Annotated in this window: 14 protein-coding genes; all 14 read right to left on the bottom strand. The window is 65.1% G+C overall.

What is annotated here, in order from left to right; genetic code table 11:
• Positions 1-1,338 (bottom strand): type VI secretion system baseplate subunit TssK, encoded by a 1,338-nt coding sequence (gene tssK, locus ACDH77_RS10265; RefSeq protein ID WP_057681777.1) that lies wholly within the window; start codon positions 1,336-1,338, stop codon positions 1-3.
• Entirely contained in the window at positions 1,335-2,720 is a 1,386-nt protein-coding gene (gene tagH, locus ACDH77_RS10260) for a type VI secretion system-associated FHA domain protein TagH (RefSeq protein ID WP_057681778.1), read from the bottom strand. Before tagH ends, tssK begins: the two co-directional genes overlap by 4 nt.
• Complete coding sequence (locus tag ACDH77_RS10255; RefSeq protein ID WP_008577836.1) at positions 2,717-3,256, bottom strand: DUF6931 family protein; 540 nt, start codon at positions 3,254-3,256, stop codon at positions 2,717-2,719. The genes tagH and ACDH77_RS10255 overlap by 4 nt, the downstream gene beginning before the upstream one ends.
• Positions 3,257-3,264: 8 nt before the next feature.
• Complete coding sequence (locus tag ACDH77_RS10250; protein ID WP_031422694.1) at positions 3,265-5,202, bottom strand: type VI secretion system Vgr family protein; 1,938 nt, start codon at positions 5,200-5,202, stop codon at positions 3,265-3,267.
• A 175-nt stretch (positions 5,203-5,377) separates the two neighbouring features.
• Positions 5,378-5,917, bottom strand: coding sequence for a toll/interleukin-1 receptor domain-containing protein (locus ACDH77_RS10245; protein ID WP_228733824.1), 540 nt, complete (start codon positions 5,915-5,917; stop codon positions 5,378-5,380).
• Positions 5,918-6,464: 547 nt separating this feature from the next.
• Entirely contained in the window at positions 6,465-7,007 is a 543-nt protein-coding gene (locus tag ACDH77_RS10240) for a hypothetical protein (RefSeq protein ID WP_008577832.1), read from the bottom strand.
• A gap of 207 nt (positions 7,008-7,214) precedes the next feature.
• Entirely contained in the window at positions 7,215-7,763 is a 549-nt protein-coding gene (locus ACDH77_RS10235) for a hypothetical protein (RefSeq protein ID WP_031422689.1), read from the bottom strand.
• Positions 7,764-7,954: 191 nt separating this feature from the next.
• Positions 7,955-8,404: a hypothetical protein gene (locus ACDH77_RS10230; protein ID WP_039417406.1), complete on the bottom strand. Its 450-nt coding sequence runs from the start codon at positions 8,402-8,404 to the stop codon at positions 7,955-7,957.
• A gap of 11 nt (positions 8,405-8,415) precedes the next feature.
• The gene (tssH, locus tag ACDH77_RS10225; protein WP_031422687.1) at positions 8,416-11,154 is read right to left on the bottom strand and encodes a type VI secretion system ATPase TssH; all 2,739 of its coding nucleotides are present in this window, start codon (positions 11,152-11,154) and stop codon (positions 8,416-8,418) included.
• A gap of 32 nt (positions 11,155-11,186) precedes the next feature.
• Positions 11,187-12,197, bottom strand: a complete 1,011-nt coding sequence (gene tssG, locus ACDH77_RS10220) for a type VI secretion system baseplate subunit TssG (RefSeq protein WP_031422684.1) — start codon at positions 12,195-12,197, stop codon at positions 11,187-11,189.
• Positions 12,161-14,038 (bottom strand): type VI secretion system baseplate subunit TssF, encoded by a 1,878-nt coding sequence (gene tssF, locus ACDH77_RS10215; RefSeq protein WP_008571950.1) that lies wholly within the window; start codon positions 14,036-14,038, stop codon positions 12,161-12,163. The genes tssG and tssF overlap by 37 nt, the downstream gene beginning before the upstream one ends.
• Positions 14,039-14,040: 2 nt before the next feature.
• The gene (gene tssE, locus ACDH77_RS10210) at positions 14,041-14,544 is read right to left on the bottom strand and encodes a type VI secretion system baseplate subunit TssE (RefSeq protein WP_029819427.1); all 504 of its coding nucleotides are present in this window, start codon (positions 14,542-14,544) and stop codon (positions 14,041-14,043) included.
• Positions 14,532-15,365, bottom strand: coding sequence for a type VI secretion system accessory protein TagJ (locus ACDH77_RS10205; protein ID WP_014090190.1), 834 nt, complete (start codon positions 15,363-15,365; stop codon positions 14,532-14,534). Before ACDH77_RS10205 ends, tssE begins: the two co-directional genes overlap by 13 nt.
• Positions 15,366-15,397: 32 nt before the next feature.
• A complete protein-coding gene (locus tag ACDH77_RS10200; RefSeq protein ID WP_031422681.1) occupies positions 15,398-15,901 on the bottom strand; it encodes an Hcp family type VI secretion system effector in 504 nt (167 codons plus the stop codon).
• Positions 15,902-15,936: the final 35 nt, after the last annotated feature.

Raw genomic sequence — 15,936 nt, 5'->3', positions numbered from 1 at the left:
TCAATTCCTCACCGCCCACAGCTCGAGTTCCAGGCCGGGAAAACCACTGCCGAAATGCAGCGCCACGCCACCGGAGGTGCGCAGCGTCTTCCACAGCGACGATTGCCGATCGAGTTCGAAGTAGGCGCAACCGGCGTGATACGGCACCTGCCGCGGTGCCATCGCCAGCGCGCTCACGGCCACGCCGGGCAGTTGCAGGTTCACCAGGTCGCGAATCTTCTCCACCGGGCCGATCTTCGACTCGGTGGGTAGCCGCTTGCGCAAGTCCTCGGCGCGCAGATCGGCCTTGACCGCCAGCACGAACGCCGCCGAGTCCAGCAAGGAAGGATCGGGCACCATGCCCACCCATACGCCGTACTTGCGTTGCTGCAAGGGCACGGCAATGGCCGACTGTTCGAGCACCGCGCTCAGGCTTTCGCGCAAGGACACCACCACCGGCTCGAAGCTCGCCTGCAACGCATCGTGTGCATACGGCGGAAATGGCCCGCTGCGTTTGCTGGCACGGGTGAAGGTCGCCAGTTCGCCAGCCATCCCCAGCAGCACGCAGTACAGCGCTTCGGGATGCTCCAACGGCGCGCTCGCCCAATGCGCCACCAGCGGTTGGTAGCGGTTGATCACCTGCAGCATCAGCACGTCGGCGATTTCCGCCACGCCACCCCGGTCGCTGCCGGCCACGCGTTCGGCCAGCGCCTGGCCGCGCTGGTGCAATAGCCCCAGCAACTCGGCCAGCAGCGTAGATAGGCGTGCGGCGCCTTCGATCCGGCTGGCGGTCGGGATGAAGGCATCATCGAGAATCACCCGTCGATCGGCACGGCATTCGACGATGCGCGCCATCGGCACCTCCACCAGCCCTTCGCCCGGTTCGGACTGCAGGCGCAGGCGACTGGCCAGCACGCCGACTTCCAGCAGCACAGTGCCGGCGATGCTGCCGGAGGCATCGCCGACTTCCGCTTCGCCTACCCGATACCGCGCCAGGCGGCTGCCATCGCCCTCGGGCCAGGCGCTGTCCGGCTGGGCAGTCGCACGCAGCGGCAGCGCCAGGCTCACCACCTGGTCGCGGCAGTTGGCCGGCACGTCCAAGGCTGGCGGCGCCGGATCGCGATCGGGAATGGAAAAAGGCGTACCGTCAGGAAAGCAACCGCGGGCGCGGCGGATGCCGAGCTTGCCGATGGCCAGCAGTTCTGGCTCCAGCTCCAATTGGCTGAATCCCCACGCATGCGGCCGCAGCGCGCCGGCCTGCAGTTCCATGTAGCGCTCGAGATAGCGCTCCTGTTGTTGCATGTGCTGCGGGCGCAGGAACAGGCCCTCGCTCCAGATCACCTTGTTGTAAGGGGTCATGCTCGGTCGCCGTGTGCGGGTTGGGCCTGCGTCTTGGCACGGGCCAGCTGTTGTTCGTAGGCGCGGGCGAACTCCTCGCCGAACAGGCGGCGGAAGCGCTCGTCAGGATCGCCGAGCAGCTCGCGGTAGTGCTGCGCGTAGCGTCGCCAGGGCCGATTGCCCCAGGCAGCGAGCGCGGAATGGCCGGCGCTGTCGGCCTCGAAGCGTGCCGGATCGAACTGGGTGAACACATGCTCGAAGGCCGCACGCATGCCGGCCAGCAAGGCCACCTGGTGACGCCCGATGTCTTCCATGGCTTCGTCGATCGCAGCCGCACCGGTCAGATAGCCGGGGCCTGCTGGCGCCAACAGGCGAGCGACCGCTTCGTCCACGGTGGCGGCGAACTTGAGGGGATTGTTCTCCGTGCGCTGGATCAGCGTGACCGGCAGGCGCAGGCTGTTCTTCAGCTCGGCGCGTGCGCGCAATACATCCATCAGGCCTGCGGTCATGGCGGCGAACAGCGCAGGCAGTTCGGGTGCATCCGGCGACTGTGCGACGACAGGCTGCGCCGCGTCGGGGATCGCAGCGGACGTCGATGCCGGCGCGACTTCGCTTGCCGAGGCCGGCATTGGCATTGGCGCCGGTGTCGGTGCTGGCGCCGCGGCGACGATGGAAACTGGCGCGGGCTGCAACGGCGTTGGCACGGCCGCGATTGCATCGATAGCCGGCGGCAGCGCGAATTCGCTGCGTGTCAGATCCCAATGCTCGGGCAACACGACGCCAGCGGCAGCCGACACGGCCACGGGGGCACGGTAGGCGTCAGCCGTTGCCGGCGCATGCCCCAGCCCGAACGCCGCCGCATCGCCCTGGCTGCCGGCCAGCGTGAACGAAGTGGCGAACAAGGCCAGCGGGTCGGTGTCGGCCGGTTGCGTCGACGCTGCCCCAAGTTCGGCAAACACATCGCGCTCGCGCTCCAGCGGCGGTTGCTGGGATGGCTGCGGTGGTGGCGTCGGCGACAGTGTCCACGGCTCGGCGTGATTCCAGGTCTGCGTGGCCGCCGGAACAGCGGTGACGCCTGCGCCTTCCACCGCCACGTCGATCTCGAAGGCATCGATGCGCAAGGCGTCGCCGGCATGCAGCGGCACCGGGAAGCCGGCACGCAGCGGCACGCCGTTATGCAGGACACCGTTGGTGCTGTGATCCTCGATGAAATACATGCCATCGAGATGGCGCACGCTGGCATGCAGGCGCGATACGCCTTCGCCTTCCAGCACCCAGTCGCAGGAGGCGTCGCGGCCGATGCGCCCGCCTTCTGCCGCGAAGCTGGCCTGCGCTTGCGTGCTGCCCGACACCGTCTGCGCATCGCGAACCGTCAGCGTCAGCCGGGGTGACACCGCGCTCATGGCGTACGCTCGCGCACGCGCAATCCGGACAGCAGCCGTGCGGCATCTTCGCTCCAGCGCACCAATTGCGCTTCGAAGGTTGCAGGCTCGCGCCCAGCCAGATGCAGCAACGCCGCCACGGCCGCCGCCGCGGTCAGGTGATCGGCCACCGGCGGGCCGTCCTCCTCGCTCAGGCTGCCATCGCTCCAGGCCGCGGCCGCCGCCAGCCAGGCGCCGACCGATTGATAGTCGTCGTCGGCGGCGAATGCACGTGCGCTCTCGCGCTGGCTGGGGCCCGGCTGCTGCACCCACGCCTGCGCCAACCGCAGACCTTCGCTGTCGTGGCCGCTGAGCGTTTGCGCGCGCATGCACTGGCACAACCACGCCACCGCATACGGCCTGGGCAACAAGCGCAACGCCAACGGCAACGCGTCCTGGGCAAGCCCGCGCGCCAGCAATTCGCGCACGGCAGTCTCCGGCGCCATGTCCGGCGCCAGGGCGGCATGCGCGCAGGGAGAGAGCCGCATCTGCCGCGCGGCGGGAAGAATCTGCAACATGGCGGTCCTCAGGCGATGATGGGCGGAGTGCCCTTGAGCACGGCCGGACCGGACGACTGCAACAGCAGCGCCGCGTTGGCGCGCGCGGTGGTCACGGCGTTGGATTGCAATAGCACCGACGCATTCGAGCGCAGGGTCAGGTTGGCCATCGCGCTGACATCGACACTGACGCCGCCCTGGATGCCGACGCTGACGCGTCCATCGAGCGTGAGCCGGGTGCCGCTGAGCACGATCTCGCCGCTGGCCTTCAGCTGCAGGCGGGCCATGCCGGTCACCAGCTCGATCTCGCTGCCGGCCTGGATGCGCAGCGCCTTGCCCACGTCCAGACGGTCGTTGCCGCCCACGGTGTGGCTGCGTTCGCGTTTGACCTCCGCGGTCTCGTTGCGGTCGACAGTGACGAAATGGTCGTTCTCCACTTCGTGGCGCAGATCGCGCTGCGCATGCAGCAGCAGCTCCTCGTTGCCCTTCTTGTCGTCGAAACGGATCTCGTTGTAGTCCTCGGCGCCGCCCAACAAGCTGCGGCTCTTCACTCCGCTGCGGGTGCGGTGCTCGGGCAGTGCATACGGCGGCATCTGGTCGGCGTTGTAGACGCTGCCGATGATCAGCGGACGATCCGGATTGCCTTCCAGAAAGCTCACCACCACCTCCTGGCCAACACGCGGAATGTGCTGCGCGCCCCAGCGTTTGCCCGCCCACGCCTGCGCCACACGTACCGGGCACGAACAGTCGGCGTTCGGCGTTCCTGGCGGGCTCCAGAAGAAATTCACCTGGACGCGGCCGTGCTGGTCGACCGCGATGTCCTCGGGCGTCTTGCCGTCGACCACCGCGGTCTGCAATCCGGCGATGCTGGGACGCGGTGTGGTCTGCGGGCTGCGGTACGGCTGCCGGCTGCGCAGCGCTCGGAAGGTGGACGCAAACGGCTCGGCAACCGTCTCGCCACCGGACACATAATCCACTTCGACCAATTCGGTGTTCGCGCTGGTCACCAGGTATTCCTGGTTGTGCTCGGCCAGCGGGAAGTCGCGTAGCTTGAACAACGCGCCCACCTGCAAACCGCAGGCATCGGTCCAGCCCTGGTACTGCGCCTGCGCCACGTTGAGTGCTTCGGCACGCACCTGTGCGTGGCGGCGGCCGGCGGCGACATCGAGATGCTCGCCGGGATAGTCGAACACCTCCAGCTCACCCAACGCCGGTCCGGAGGACTCGGCCGGGGTCTCGTTCACCCGCAGCGACGCCTTGGGCTTGAGATAGTCGTAGTCGTCCAACCGCACGCGCGTGCTGTGCGCGCTGCGCGCCAGCGACCAGTCGGTGATTGCGTCCTTCATCCGGCTGCCCTTCTGTCCGGGCGGGCAGTACGGAATCTGCGCGAACGGCGCCACCGCCTCGTGGCCGCCAAGGCTATCGGCCAGCACCAGCGTATGGGTGCTGGCGCTGTGTTCGAAGTAGTAGTAGATGCCCTCCTGCTCCATCAGCCGGCTGACGAAGTCCAGCCCGCTCTCGCGGTACTGCACGCAATATTCGCGCGGCCGGTAGCTCGCGCTCAGGCGCAACTTGACGTCGGTGCAGCCAACGTCGGCCAGCAATGCGCGCACCAGCTCCGGCACGCTCTTGTTCTTGTAGATGCGGCAATCGCGGCGCTGCCCGAGCAACCACAGCTTGGGCACCAGCGAAAAGGCATAGGTGGCGTAGCGCAGCCCCTCGATCTGCTCGAAACCGGTCTGCTCGGCTTCGGCGACAATGCCGTGGTAGTGCCGCACGTAGCTCTGAGGCGAAGTGACCTTGACCGCCATCGGTTTGCCCAGCAAAGCGCGCAGGTCGATCGCCACATCGCGGCTGATGCCATGCAAGGCGAACGCATACGGGCGCCCCAGCGCCTCGTGCGCACTCATCCGCACAAAGCGCAACGTCTTGCCCAGCGGCGACTGCAGGGTAATGGCGTGGGCCATGATCAGGCTCCCGGAGTGGTCTTGCGGTACATAGGCGCAGGGCTCGATGACATGCGATGACTTTGCCGGCCGCGCTGGCTCGCAGGAAATCGAAAATCGCGATGCCACACATACCGGCGACGAGTAGGTCTTCCCGCTCACGCCATGGCATCGCCTCGATGCCCGGCATGCCCTCTCAACGGATCAGCTGCTGGATCTGGGCGAGCACCCGTGCATAATCCGTGCTCGACAGGATGTAGTCCCCTTTGTCCCAGGCCAGCCCGCAGCGCCCGCCATCGGTCTTGGCGACCGGTATCCGGGTCACGCCATCACCACGACTCCCAGGCAGCGTGCATGCATCAGTGGTGAATTCCAGTATCAGCCCGCGTAGCGGTCGATCTGCAGGACGCCCCGCCTTCTGACCGATGAACTGGTCCCATTCCTGCCGGCACCACTGGCTGTCCCTGAACTCGTCCGTGTAGCAAAACAGCATCAACTGCGCCTGGCGCATCGCCGCCTGGTACAGCGCATTCCAGTCCTCGCGCATCGCACCGATCGGCAGTGCGCCCGTCGGCGAACGCATGTGCGCGCGGGTATCGGGAGCGACCGTGGCACGATCGTCGATGGACCGCGACACGATCGAATCGACATACACCGCATCGATGTCGTAGAGCCCAAGGCTCTTCATCAACTCGCTACGCAGCCAGTGCATGAAGGTCGAGCCATGGTTGGCCATGGCGAAGCTGGTGAGGATTCTGCAGCTCATGCGCTTAATCGTCTTGCAGGATCCTGCACGCGCGATCGCAGCATTGCTCCACAGTGCTCCCGGAATCCAACTCGTCCGTGGCCTACATGGCCTACCCAATGCAAGCCGGCTTGACCGTGCGCCCCTGTCACTGCGTTGTCCATGTCGTTCTCCGTAATAGTCGTTGAATCGTGCAACGCATCAACCGAGGAATGCCCCGATCGGATTCAGCACGTGCCTCCGCCAGACGCTGCCTTCCGCGCGCAGGCCGGGTTTGATCCACTCCTCCACAAGGCCGTCCTCGCTGCTCAGCGCATAGCAGGACTCCTCGACGTTGCGGTCTGAAATCCTTCAGCAGTCCCATCTGCGCCATGCCCGCGTCGTACTGGCTCTGCGTGATCAGATCCTTGTGTCTGTGTCGCCATCCTTGAACAGCGCCGTGTTCAGCGCCACGAACGGCAGCATCTTCTTGTCGTTGCGCGAACTGTCGATCCACGCATCGCCCTCACTCTGCGCATCACGCCAGGGGCGGAACGCATTAATCCCGCCAGAACCTCATCTTTTTAATCGCTGAGATGAACCTTGAGTTCGGCTCTTTACCTGAAACCACGGTAATTGCAGAGATGAACCTTGAGCTCGGGTCTTTACCTGAAACCACGGTAATGGCCAGACTCCGATCATCGTTTGTGATCAGTCCGTAGCACCCGGCCAAGGAACGTCCCTTGGTGTCGATGTAATCGGATGGACGAAACTCAAGGACGTTCGTCGAAGTACTCCTAATTTGGTCCCAGGCGCTCTTGCAATCATTTCCTTCACCCGTCGACACGTGGCAAACCATTCTCCGCCCGTCCTGAGCAGTGTAGGCAGCCATCAAGCAGCCGCTAAAGTTGTAACTGATCACATCCAGTCCTCCCGAATGGACTGCACTGATGGCATTCGGGATGAAAGGAAGGTACTTCGTGGCGTACCCCTCCAGTACCGTGCCGGGCACCTCTATCAAGCCACCGCTGCCTGTTAGCTCCCCTTCTTTTCTAGGAAGCCAGCTGGCGTCATCGCCAACCTTGATCTTCTTTTCCAACATGTAAGCCTCCTCTCATGTGCACATGTGTTCTTTGTCGCGGGGTATCGCCCTGCCTGGCAGCTATCAATGAACATCGTCCACCGAGCTAGGGGAAGTTGACTCTGACCCAAGTTTTCCGGAGGGCGCCCTGCGGTATGGCTCCCTTAGCGGCGGGAAGATGCGATGCATGTCCGCTGGCGCGTTCGTTTTTCTCGCTATCTCAGGAGGTCATACTTCGACGAAATGACGCCGCAGCGTGTGCCAGCGACTGACCGTGAAGTCCGCACTGCGGTTGTGAACGGGCAGCCCTCCATTCGGCACTCCGCTCTCGCCATTGGTGACGTTGCTTACTCCCACCTTCGTCGAATTCTTGAAGGTGATCTGCGGAATGTCGTGGCCGTTATGCTCAAAGAAGAGGTGGTACGCGACATTCGTCTCTGCCTTGCGGTGCCTGGTGATATCGAAAGACTGCGTGGGCAGGTCGACAGCCAGCTGAGCCCGCACCCAATTGCGCAGCGCCGTGGGGTCATGGTGGGTGACGTGACCCACGATGAGCAGCCTGCGGGGTGTCCCGCTTCTGGCATAGTCAAGAAACTTTGCGGCCCCCTGCGCGGCCATGCCCTTGTCGATCGAGTCGAGCGTCTTCACCGTGACGTGCCAACCGACGAGTTCATCCGGCAACACGACGACTACCGCCACGCATGAACTGACGTTCGGAAAGGCCAGCACGCGACCATGGGCTGCGGTTTCTTCTGTGATGTACTTTGCATTGACCATTTCGGATCCCGTTCTTGTTGATGCAGCGATGGAGAAGCGTCGAAGCACACCTTCTGCAGCCAACTCTCACTAGACGCGAACCGACGTTTCGCGTCAGGTGCGCGCTGCGCGATTGGGTCTGGCAGCGGACGTCCTCGGATCGCAGCTTTTCTGCAATTGCATGCACGGCCGGCGATCAAATGAGTACGCATCTATCCTCGCGTCTTTTCATAGATCACCTCGTGCTTTCGTACACGACCCATCTGCAGATCGCTTCGATCAGCCTTCCAAAGTCGGCATTGACCGACCTTCGCGTTCCATACCGTGTCACGCGCCACGACAACCGGCTTTTCCTTTCCCACCGTGGCATAAAAGGTAAAAGCTCGACCCAACTGGCCGAGATGGCGACGAACTTCAACAATCATCCATTTCTGGCAGTCCGCGCAGATCGTCATGTTGACTTCGATGGTGATCTCGAATGGCGTTCCGTCCGCGGTCGCCCGTACTTCACGACAGATCCTTGGCCATGCCTCTCGCCAGGCTTTGCGTTCGGCGTGATCGGCGAGATCGTTGACCGGCCCTCCCCGCCTCCCACCACCCATGGCGGCATCGCTGCTGCCGTACTCGATACCATTCAGATACACCGTCGCCTTGGCCACCATGTTTTCTGCCCTCAGAATTCGTAGAAAAAGCCATCCGCCACGGCCGATACGCGCGAATGATTGATTTTTTTGCCCTCAATCACCCGAGTGAGAAACTGCCGACTGATCTCCGGCAACATCGAGTTAGTCAAAATCGCATCAATCATTCGTCCGCCCGACTCGCTTTCAGTGCACCGCGATACCACCAGCTCCACCACCGAGTGGTCGTACTCGAACGGAATCTTGTATCGCTCCTCGATGCGCTTCTTGATGTGATTCAACTGCAGCCGCACGATCTGCCCGAGCATGTCGTTGCTCAGCGGGTAGTACGGAATGGCCACCAACCTGCCGAGCAATGCCGGCGGAAACACCTTCAACAACGGTTCGCGCAATGCCTTGGCCATGCCGTCCGGATCCGGCATCAGTTCCGGGTCCTTGCACAGGCTGGCGATCAGGTCAGTGCCGGCGTTGCTGGTGAGGATGATCAAGGTGTTGCGGAAGTCGATGCGGCGGCCTTCGCCGTCTTCCATCCAGCCCTTGTCGAAGACCTGGAAGAACAGTTCGTGGACGTCGGGGTGGGCTTTCTCCACTTCGTCCAGCAGCACCACCGAGTACGGCTTGCGTCGCACCGCTTCAGTGAGCACGCCGCCTTCGCCGTAGCCAACGTAGCCCGGCGGTGCGCCCTTGAGCGAGGAGACGGTGTGCGCTTCCTGGTACTCGCTCATGTTGATGGTGATCAGGTTTTGTTCGCCGCCGTACAAGGTTTCGGCCAGCGCGAGTGCGGTTTCGGTCTTGCCCACGCCGGAGGTGCCGGCCAGCAGGAACACGCCGATCGGTTTGTCCGGGTTGTCCAGACCGGCGCGGCTGGTCTGGATGCGCCTGGCGATCATCTCCATGGCATGGTCTTGGCCGATCACGCGCTTGGCCAGCAGGTCGGGCAGGCGCAGCACGGTGTCGATCTCGTTGCGCGCCATGCGCCCGACCGGGATGCCGGTCCAGTCGGCGACTACGGCGGCAACCGCTTGGTAATCGACGGTGGGCAGGATCAGCGGCGATTCGCCTTGTAATGCTGCCAGTTCGGCCTGCACCAACTGCAGGCGCGCTAACAGCGTGTCGCGATCAACTTGCACCGGTGCGTCGAGCACGGCAGTGTCGCCAGACGCCGACTGCGCGACAGCGGCATCTGCGGCGGCATCTGCGTCGGTGTCGGCCTCTGCTTCCAACGCACTGCCGGTGCCTTCCACCGATGAATTACCGCTACGCAGTTGTGCGCGCAACGACAACAGCTCGTCCACCAATGCCTTCTCGCCAACCCAGCGCTGTTCCAGCTCGTGCAGGCGGCCGTGCTCGCTTTGCAGCAGGCTGGCGCAAGCTGCAGCACGCTCATCCACCACGATGCCAATCGCACGCTCGCGTTCGATGATGGCGTGCTCGGTCTCCAGCGATTCGATGCGGCGGCGACTGTCGTCCACTTCCGCAGGTGTAGCGTGCAGGCTCACCGCCACGCGCGCGCAGGCGGTGTCGAGCAGGCTCACCGATTTGTCCGGCAGCTGCCGCGCTGGGATGTAGCGGTGACTGAGCTTGACTGCCGCTTCCAGCGCTTCGTCCAGGATCTGCACACGGTGGTGCTGTTCCATCATCGAAGCGACGCCGCGCATCATGCGCACCGCCTTGGCCTCGTCCGGCTCGTCCACCTGCACGGCCTGGAAGCGCCGCGTCAATGCCGGATCCTTTTCGATGTACTTCTTGTACTCGGCAAACGTGGTCGCCCCCACGGTGCGCAAGGTGCCACGCGCCAGTGCGGGCTTGAGCAGGTTGGCCGCATCGCCGGTACCGGCCGCGCCACCGGCGCCGACCAGGGTGTGGGTTTCATCCACAAACAGAATGATCGGCTTGGGGCTGGCCTGCACTTCGTCGATGACTGCGCGCAGGCGTTGCTCGAATTCGCCCTTCATGCTGGCGCCGGCCTGCAGCAGGCCCACATCCAGCGTGCGCAGCTGCACGTCCTTCAACGCGGGCGGCACATCGCCGCGCGCGATGCGTTGTGCGAAGCCTTCCACCACCGCGGTCTTACCGACACCGGCCTCGCCAACCAGGATCGGGTTGTTCTGGCGGCGGCGCATCAGGATATCGACGACCTGGCGGATCTCGTCGTCGCGGCCGATGATCGGGTCCAGCTTGCCCTCGCGTGCCTGTGCGGTGAGATCGACCGTATACAGCGCGAGCGCAGCAGTCCCACCAGCGGCGGTTGGTCCGGCGGGAGCGCTGGCCGCCGCAATATCGGTGGCATCGTCCTCCGGCGAGCCGGCGACGATGGCGTCCAGATCGTCCGCTAGTGCTTCCGCGCGCAGCTTGCCGAACTCGCTGGACATGGCCAGCAAGCCGTTACGCAGGCTGCGCGTGTGCAGGATCGCCACCAGCAGGTCGCCGCCACGGATGCGTTGCCGGCCGTAGCGCAACGTGCAGTGCACCCAGGCGCGTTCCACTGCTTCTTCCACGCTGGCCGACAGATCGAAGTGCCCGCCACCGCCGCGCGGCAGCCGATCGAGCGCTGCGGTCAGGTCCTGCGCAAGTCGCGCCGCATCGAGCGAAAAATGACGCACGATGCGATGCAGGTCGCCGTCTTGCGCCTGCAGCAACTGATGCAGCCAATGCAGCAGATCCACCTCGCGGTCGCCACGCAGCCTGCAGAAGGCGGTGGCCGATTCGATGCCGCGATACGTGGTCTTGTTGAGCTTGCCGAACAAGGCGGCGCGACTGATGTCTGCCATGGGAACTCCAGAAAAGTGGATACAGAGGTCGATCAGGACGGTGCGAGTACAAGCTGGTCGGCATCGCGCGGGCGGCGATAGTGGCCGAGCCAGAGCGACAGGCCGATGCGCTGGCCCTGCCCCATCAGCGGCAGCGGGACGTCTTCGCGCGCCAGCACCAATTGCAGGTCCCAGGCCTGCTCGTCGCCGACGTAGCCGCGTACTGCGGCGGTCAGTACTTCCAGGGCCTGGCCGCCCGGCAGGAACTCGCGGTAACGGGCGATCTCCAAGGGACCGATCCGCAGGCGAAAGCGGTGTTGGGCGTTGCGCGCCGATGCGCCGAGCGTGGCGTCACGCCCCATGCGCGCAGCAGCACGTCCCATCCGCAGCCGTCCTTCTTCGGGTAACGGCAACCAGTTGGCAACGAATTCCTGCACCTGCACGGCGACATCGAACAGGCCGATCAGCACCGCACGCAGGCCTTCGGCATTGCGTGCCTGGGCGACGAAGCGGCCAGCGAAGTGCCGGCGTGCGGCCAACGGCATCGCATCGCGGCCGCGCAGCGCGGGTTGGTCCACGCCGGTCAGCGCATCCAGCCGCGCGCCAAAGCGGTCCTCGCCCGGACGATCCATCTGCACGGTCGGGCGCGCATCGGCCCAGGCGCGGTACCACAGCGCGATCATGCGGTGGTGGAAGATGTCGGCGAAGGCGGCGAAGGTCGGGTCACCAGCCCCTTCGCGTTCGATCGCGTGTTCGGTCAGATGCAGCGGCAGCGCGCCATGCGGGCCGAACAAACCCAAGGCCAGCGTCCGCAGCGTCGGCGGAAGACCGTCCGGGCCCGGTTGCAGGCTGTCGATATCGCGCGGCGGGAACTCCAGCGAGGCGCGCTGCCCCAAGCGCACCGGCTCCTCCAACGGCCGTGCTGCCTGGCCCAGACGCGGTTGCGCCGGATGCGCGCACTCCAGCCGCCGCAACGCTTCGAACAACTCGAAGTCCTGCGGCTGCGCCTCCAGGTGCGCCAGCAACGCTAGAGGATCGGCCGATTGCCGAGATGGGCTGGCCATCGGACGACCTCGTTACGTTCGAGCGTGCACAGCACGGTTTCGGTAAAGGAATTCAGCGATGCCTGGCGGGCGAAGACATGCCGCAGCACCGAGGCGAGCAGGTAGACGCCCTGCCCTTCGAACGCGGCGTCGTCGCAGGTCAAGGTGATCTCCAGCCCGCGGCCATAGGTGGCCGGGCCCGGCACCGGAATGCGGCGCACGATCGGGCGTGAGGCAATGCGGCGCACGCCCTCGACCTGGCGCCGCGCCGCGGCATCGTGCGGGTCGTGGTAGAGCGTGAGCATCTCGCGCACTGCGGTGGCGCCGTCGTCGCCGGCCTCCAGCAGCGAGAGATAGTTCAACTGAAGATGGCTGATCAGGCGCCAGCGGGTATCGCCGGCGGTCACGCCCGAGCGCGGTCGGGTTGGACCGGCCACGCAGCGGATCGCCGCCACCGGGCCGCCATCGTCCAGCACGAAGTCGGTGCTGGATTTGCCCACCGGCATATGCAGCGGCAGATCGCGGTTGCTGCACCACAGCTGCATGCCCAATTGCCGCAGCTGATGCGGATACGGCGCCTGATCGCCATCGACCAGCGACAGGAACACTTCGCTGCCGACGTAGCTCGAGCGCGGCCCGGTGCGGCGTTGCCCGGTCGACAGCCGCCGCGGCTGACGCCGCAGCGCATAAAACGCCGAGCGCCGCTCATGCCAGCTACGCGGCTGCGCGCCATAGAACGGCTCGAAACGCTGCATCGGCGTATTGCCATCGCCGAAGCCCTCGACCTGCTCCACGCCATGGATCTCGAAGTCCATCGGCCGCGTGCGGTCGGCCAGCACATGATGCTCGCAGATGCCGGGCTGCAGATGGATGCGATCGCCGCGCCTGGGGAACAGGTTGATGGCCGGGGTGCAATGCAGGCGGAAATTGCTCGCATCCACGGCATTGTCGAGCCGTTCGACGGCACGATCGAACCACACCACAATCTCGAACTCGGTGCAGGCCGCGCGCGGCAGCACCTGCGCCAAGCCGTCGAAGGCGGCGAACAGGAAGCGCTCCGGGCAGGCGAAGTATTCCTGCAACAGACGATAGCCGCTGAAGGAGCGCTCACTGCGCGGCAGCAATGCCTGCTCATCGTCGAAGCCCTGTGGCTGCAGATGCTCGGGGCCGAAGTTGCGACTGAGCACCTGCCCATCCGCGGCGCGGGCACGCACCACGAATCCCAACGCATTGGCATGCAGTTGCTCATAGAGGCTGCCGGCCAGTCCGTCGGCGCCGGTGATGAAGATCGGCAGTGTGTCCAGCGCCAACATGTCCAGACGCAGCCCGGCATTCACAGTGAAAACCAACCGCAGGCCGGCGCGCGCGCGCGACTCGACCGGCACGCCAAGCGTGGCCAGCGCCGCCGGCGAGGCCAGGTAGCTGGCGGCGGTCAGACGCAGCGGCCACAGCGTCACCGCATGCGCCGTACGATACTCGCAGGCCGTGCGGTCGCCGTGCCCGATCAACGAGCGCAGCGCGCTGCCACGCGGCACAAGATGCCCCGCCGGACCGATGCCCTCGCCCTGCTCCGGTTGCAGCTCCACCACGGCCATCGACGGCACCGGCGACAGGAAGTGCGGATACAGCATGTCCATCAGGTGCTGGGCGAATACCGGTTGCTGTGCCTCCAATTCGAGTTGCACGCGCGCGGACAGAAACGCGAACCCTTCCAGCAGGCGTTCGACATACGGGTCGGCGCACTCGATACCGCTCATGCCGAGCCGGCCGGCCACCTTCGGATACGCCTGCGCGAACTCCGCGCCCATCTCGCGCACATGCTGCAACTCGCGGTTGTAGTGGTGGAGCAGGCGCGGATCCATGCTCAGTGCGCTCCGGACGACAGACTGAAGCGACCGGTTTCCAGGTCGAGATCGGTGCGCAGATACAGCACCAGCGGCAATGGCTGCGACCAGAGTTCGGAGTCGATCACGAAGGACAGCGACATGCGGTCCATGCGCCCGGTATCGACCTTGGCGGTGACCTGCAGGCTGGCCGCAGCGAGCCGCGGCTCGAACGCCACGATGGCGGCGTGGATGCGGTTCTGCAGCTCGACCACGTCCAGTCCGGCCAGGCGCGCGCCGGCCAGATCGGGAATGCCGTAATTGAGCACCGAGGTGGCGACATGCGGATACGCTTGCAGCGCGTCCTCATGCCAATGGCGGGTGCAGTTGAGCAACCAGGTCAGGTCGCGCATGACGCAGTCGCGCAGCTTGGCCGGACCGATCGCGCGCGCGTCGCGGCTCTCGGCCAGCTCATGCCGACGGTCGTCGATCAAACGGTCCAGCAGCGAGGGCTGCAGCCGCTCTTGTTGGGTCAGTTCGGCCATGGCGCTGCCACCGCGGCGGTGTCGAATGCAATATGGCGAATATCGAGCAAGGGGTAGTCGTCTTCGCTGCCGGCCAGCAGGCGTTGCCCCAGACCGCAGGCAGACAGGTCTTCGCCCTGCCAGGTGGTGCGCTTGCCGAGACGGATCGCGCCGTCGTCGCTGTGGTGGCTGCCGGGGTAACGACAAGGCACCACGCCACGGCTGTGCGTGCCGTCGCGCCATTGAATTTCCACCGATTGCCACAGCATGTCGCGCAGACTGCCAGGCACCTCGAAACGCAGGCTGCGCAGTTGGGCGAACGGCAGCCAGGCGTAGCCCGCTTCGAGGATGACCTCCAGGCAAGGCCCAAACCGTGGATCGGCGTCCGCCAACCAGTCGAAACGTTCGCCATCGACGTGCCCCGCGATGGCATCGGCTTGAGTCAGCGCCAGCGCACGCCGTCGTGCGGCCTGCGCTGGCTCGCCGTCGCGATCGTGTTGCAATGCCTGCAGCAGATCGTGTTGCCACTGCGGTACCTGACCAGGCATCAGTGGCATCATCCGACCGGCCAGCACCTGCTCGCGCTCACGTTCGGCGTCGAGGATGCGCGCATACGCGCCAGCCACGCCGATCCAGGCCTGATCCAGGTCTGCCGCCAGCAGCAACTGCTGCCGCGCCCGCTCCCAGTCGCCCACCACGGCCAGCAGCTGGAACAAGCCGATGCGCGCTTGGGCATCGGCCGGGCATTGCCGCACCCACTCCTTGGCGGTCGCCAACGAGGCCTCGGGATTGTCTGCCTTGATCAGGCGGGCGCAGGCATGTTCGGGATGGATGATGGACATCGACATTGGCGCTCCGGTCGGACTGCGTTGGCTCAGGACTTCTTCACTTCCTGCATGTTGAAGGTGAAGTCCTTGGTGCCGCCCTGCTTCTTGCCCTTGTCGTCCTGCGGCTGGAACGAGTACTTGAACTTGCCGAAATGCAGCGTCACGTTTTCGGTCAGACGATCTTCGCCACCGCTGCCGCCGGTGGACACCGAGGTGATCATCACGCCCTCGCTCAGCTCGATGGTGACGTAGTCGGTCTGCTCGCCGGTGGCGTTGGTCACGTACAACGTGGCCGAATCCACACGCGCACCCGTGCAGCAGGCATTGAGCAAGGCGTTGGAGCAGCTGTCGACGTACTTGGTGACGGAAATATCCTGCACGTTGGCCTTGCCGCCGGCCGCATAGCCGGCGCCGGTGTGCAGGTTGCCGGTGTTGCTGGTGCCCCATGACCAGGCAATGATCGGCACTTGATCCTTGTGCTTGGAATGGTTGGACGCGCCCTTGATCTCGACGTCGCCCGAGCCGAATTTGAGATGCATATCGAAAGCCATGGAACTTCTCCAGTGGTGGGTGGTGCAGGAAAGGG

The organism is Xanthomonas axonopodis pv. maculifoliigardeniae (genome assembly GCF_041519315.1).
Taxonomy (GTDB): domain Bacteria; phylum Pseudomonadota; class Gammaproteobacteria; order Xanthomonadales; family Xanthomonadaceae; genus Xanthomonas; species Xanthomonas euvesicatoria.
This window is presented reverse-complemented; position numbering and strand designations above follow the sequence as displayed.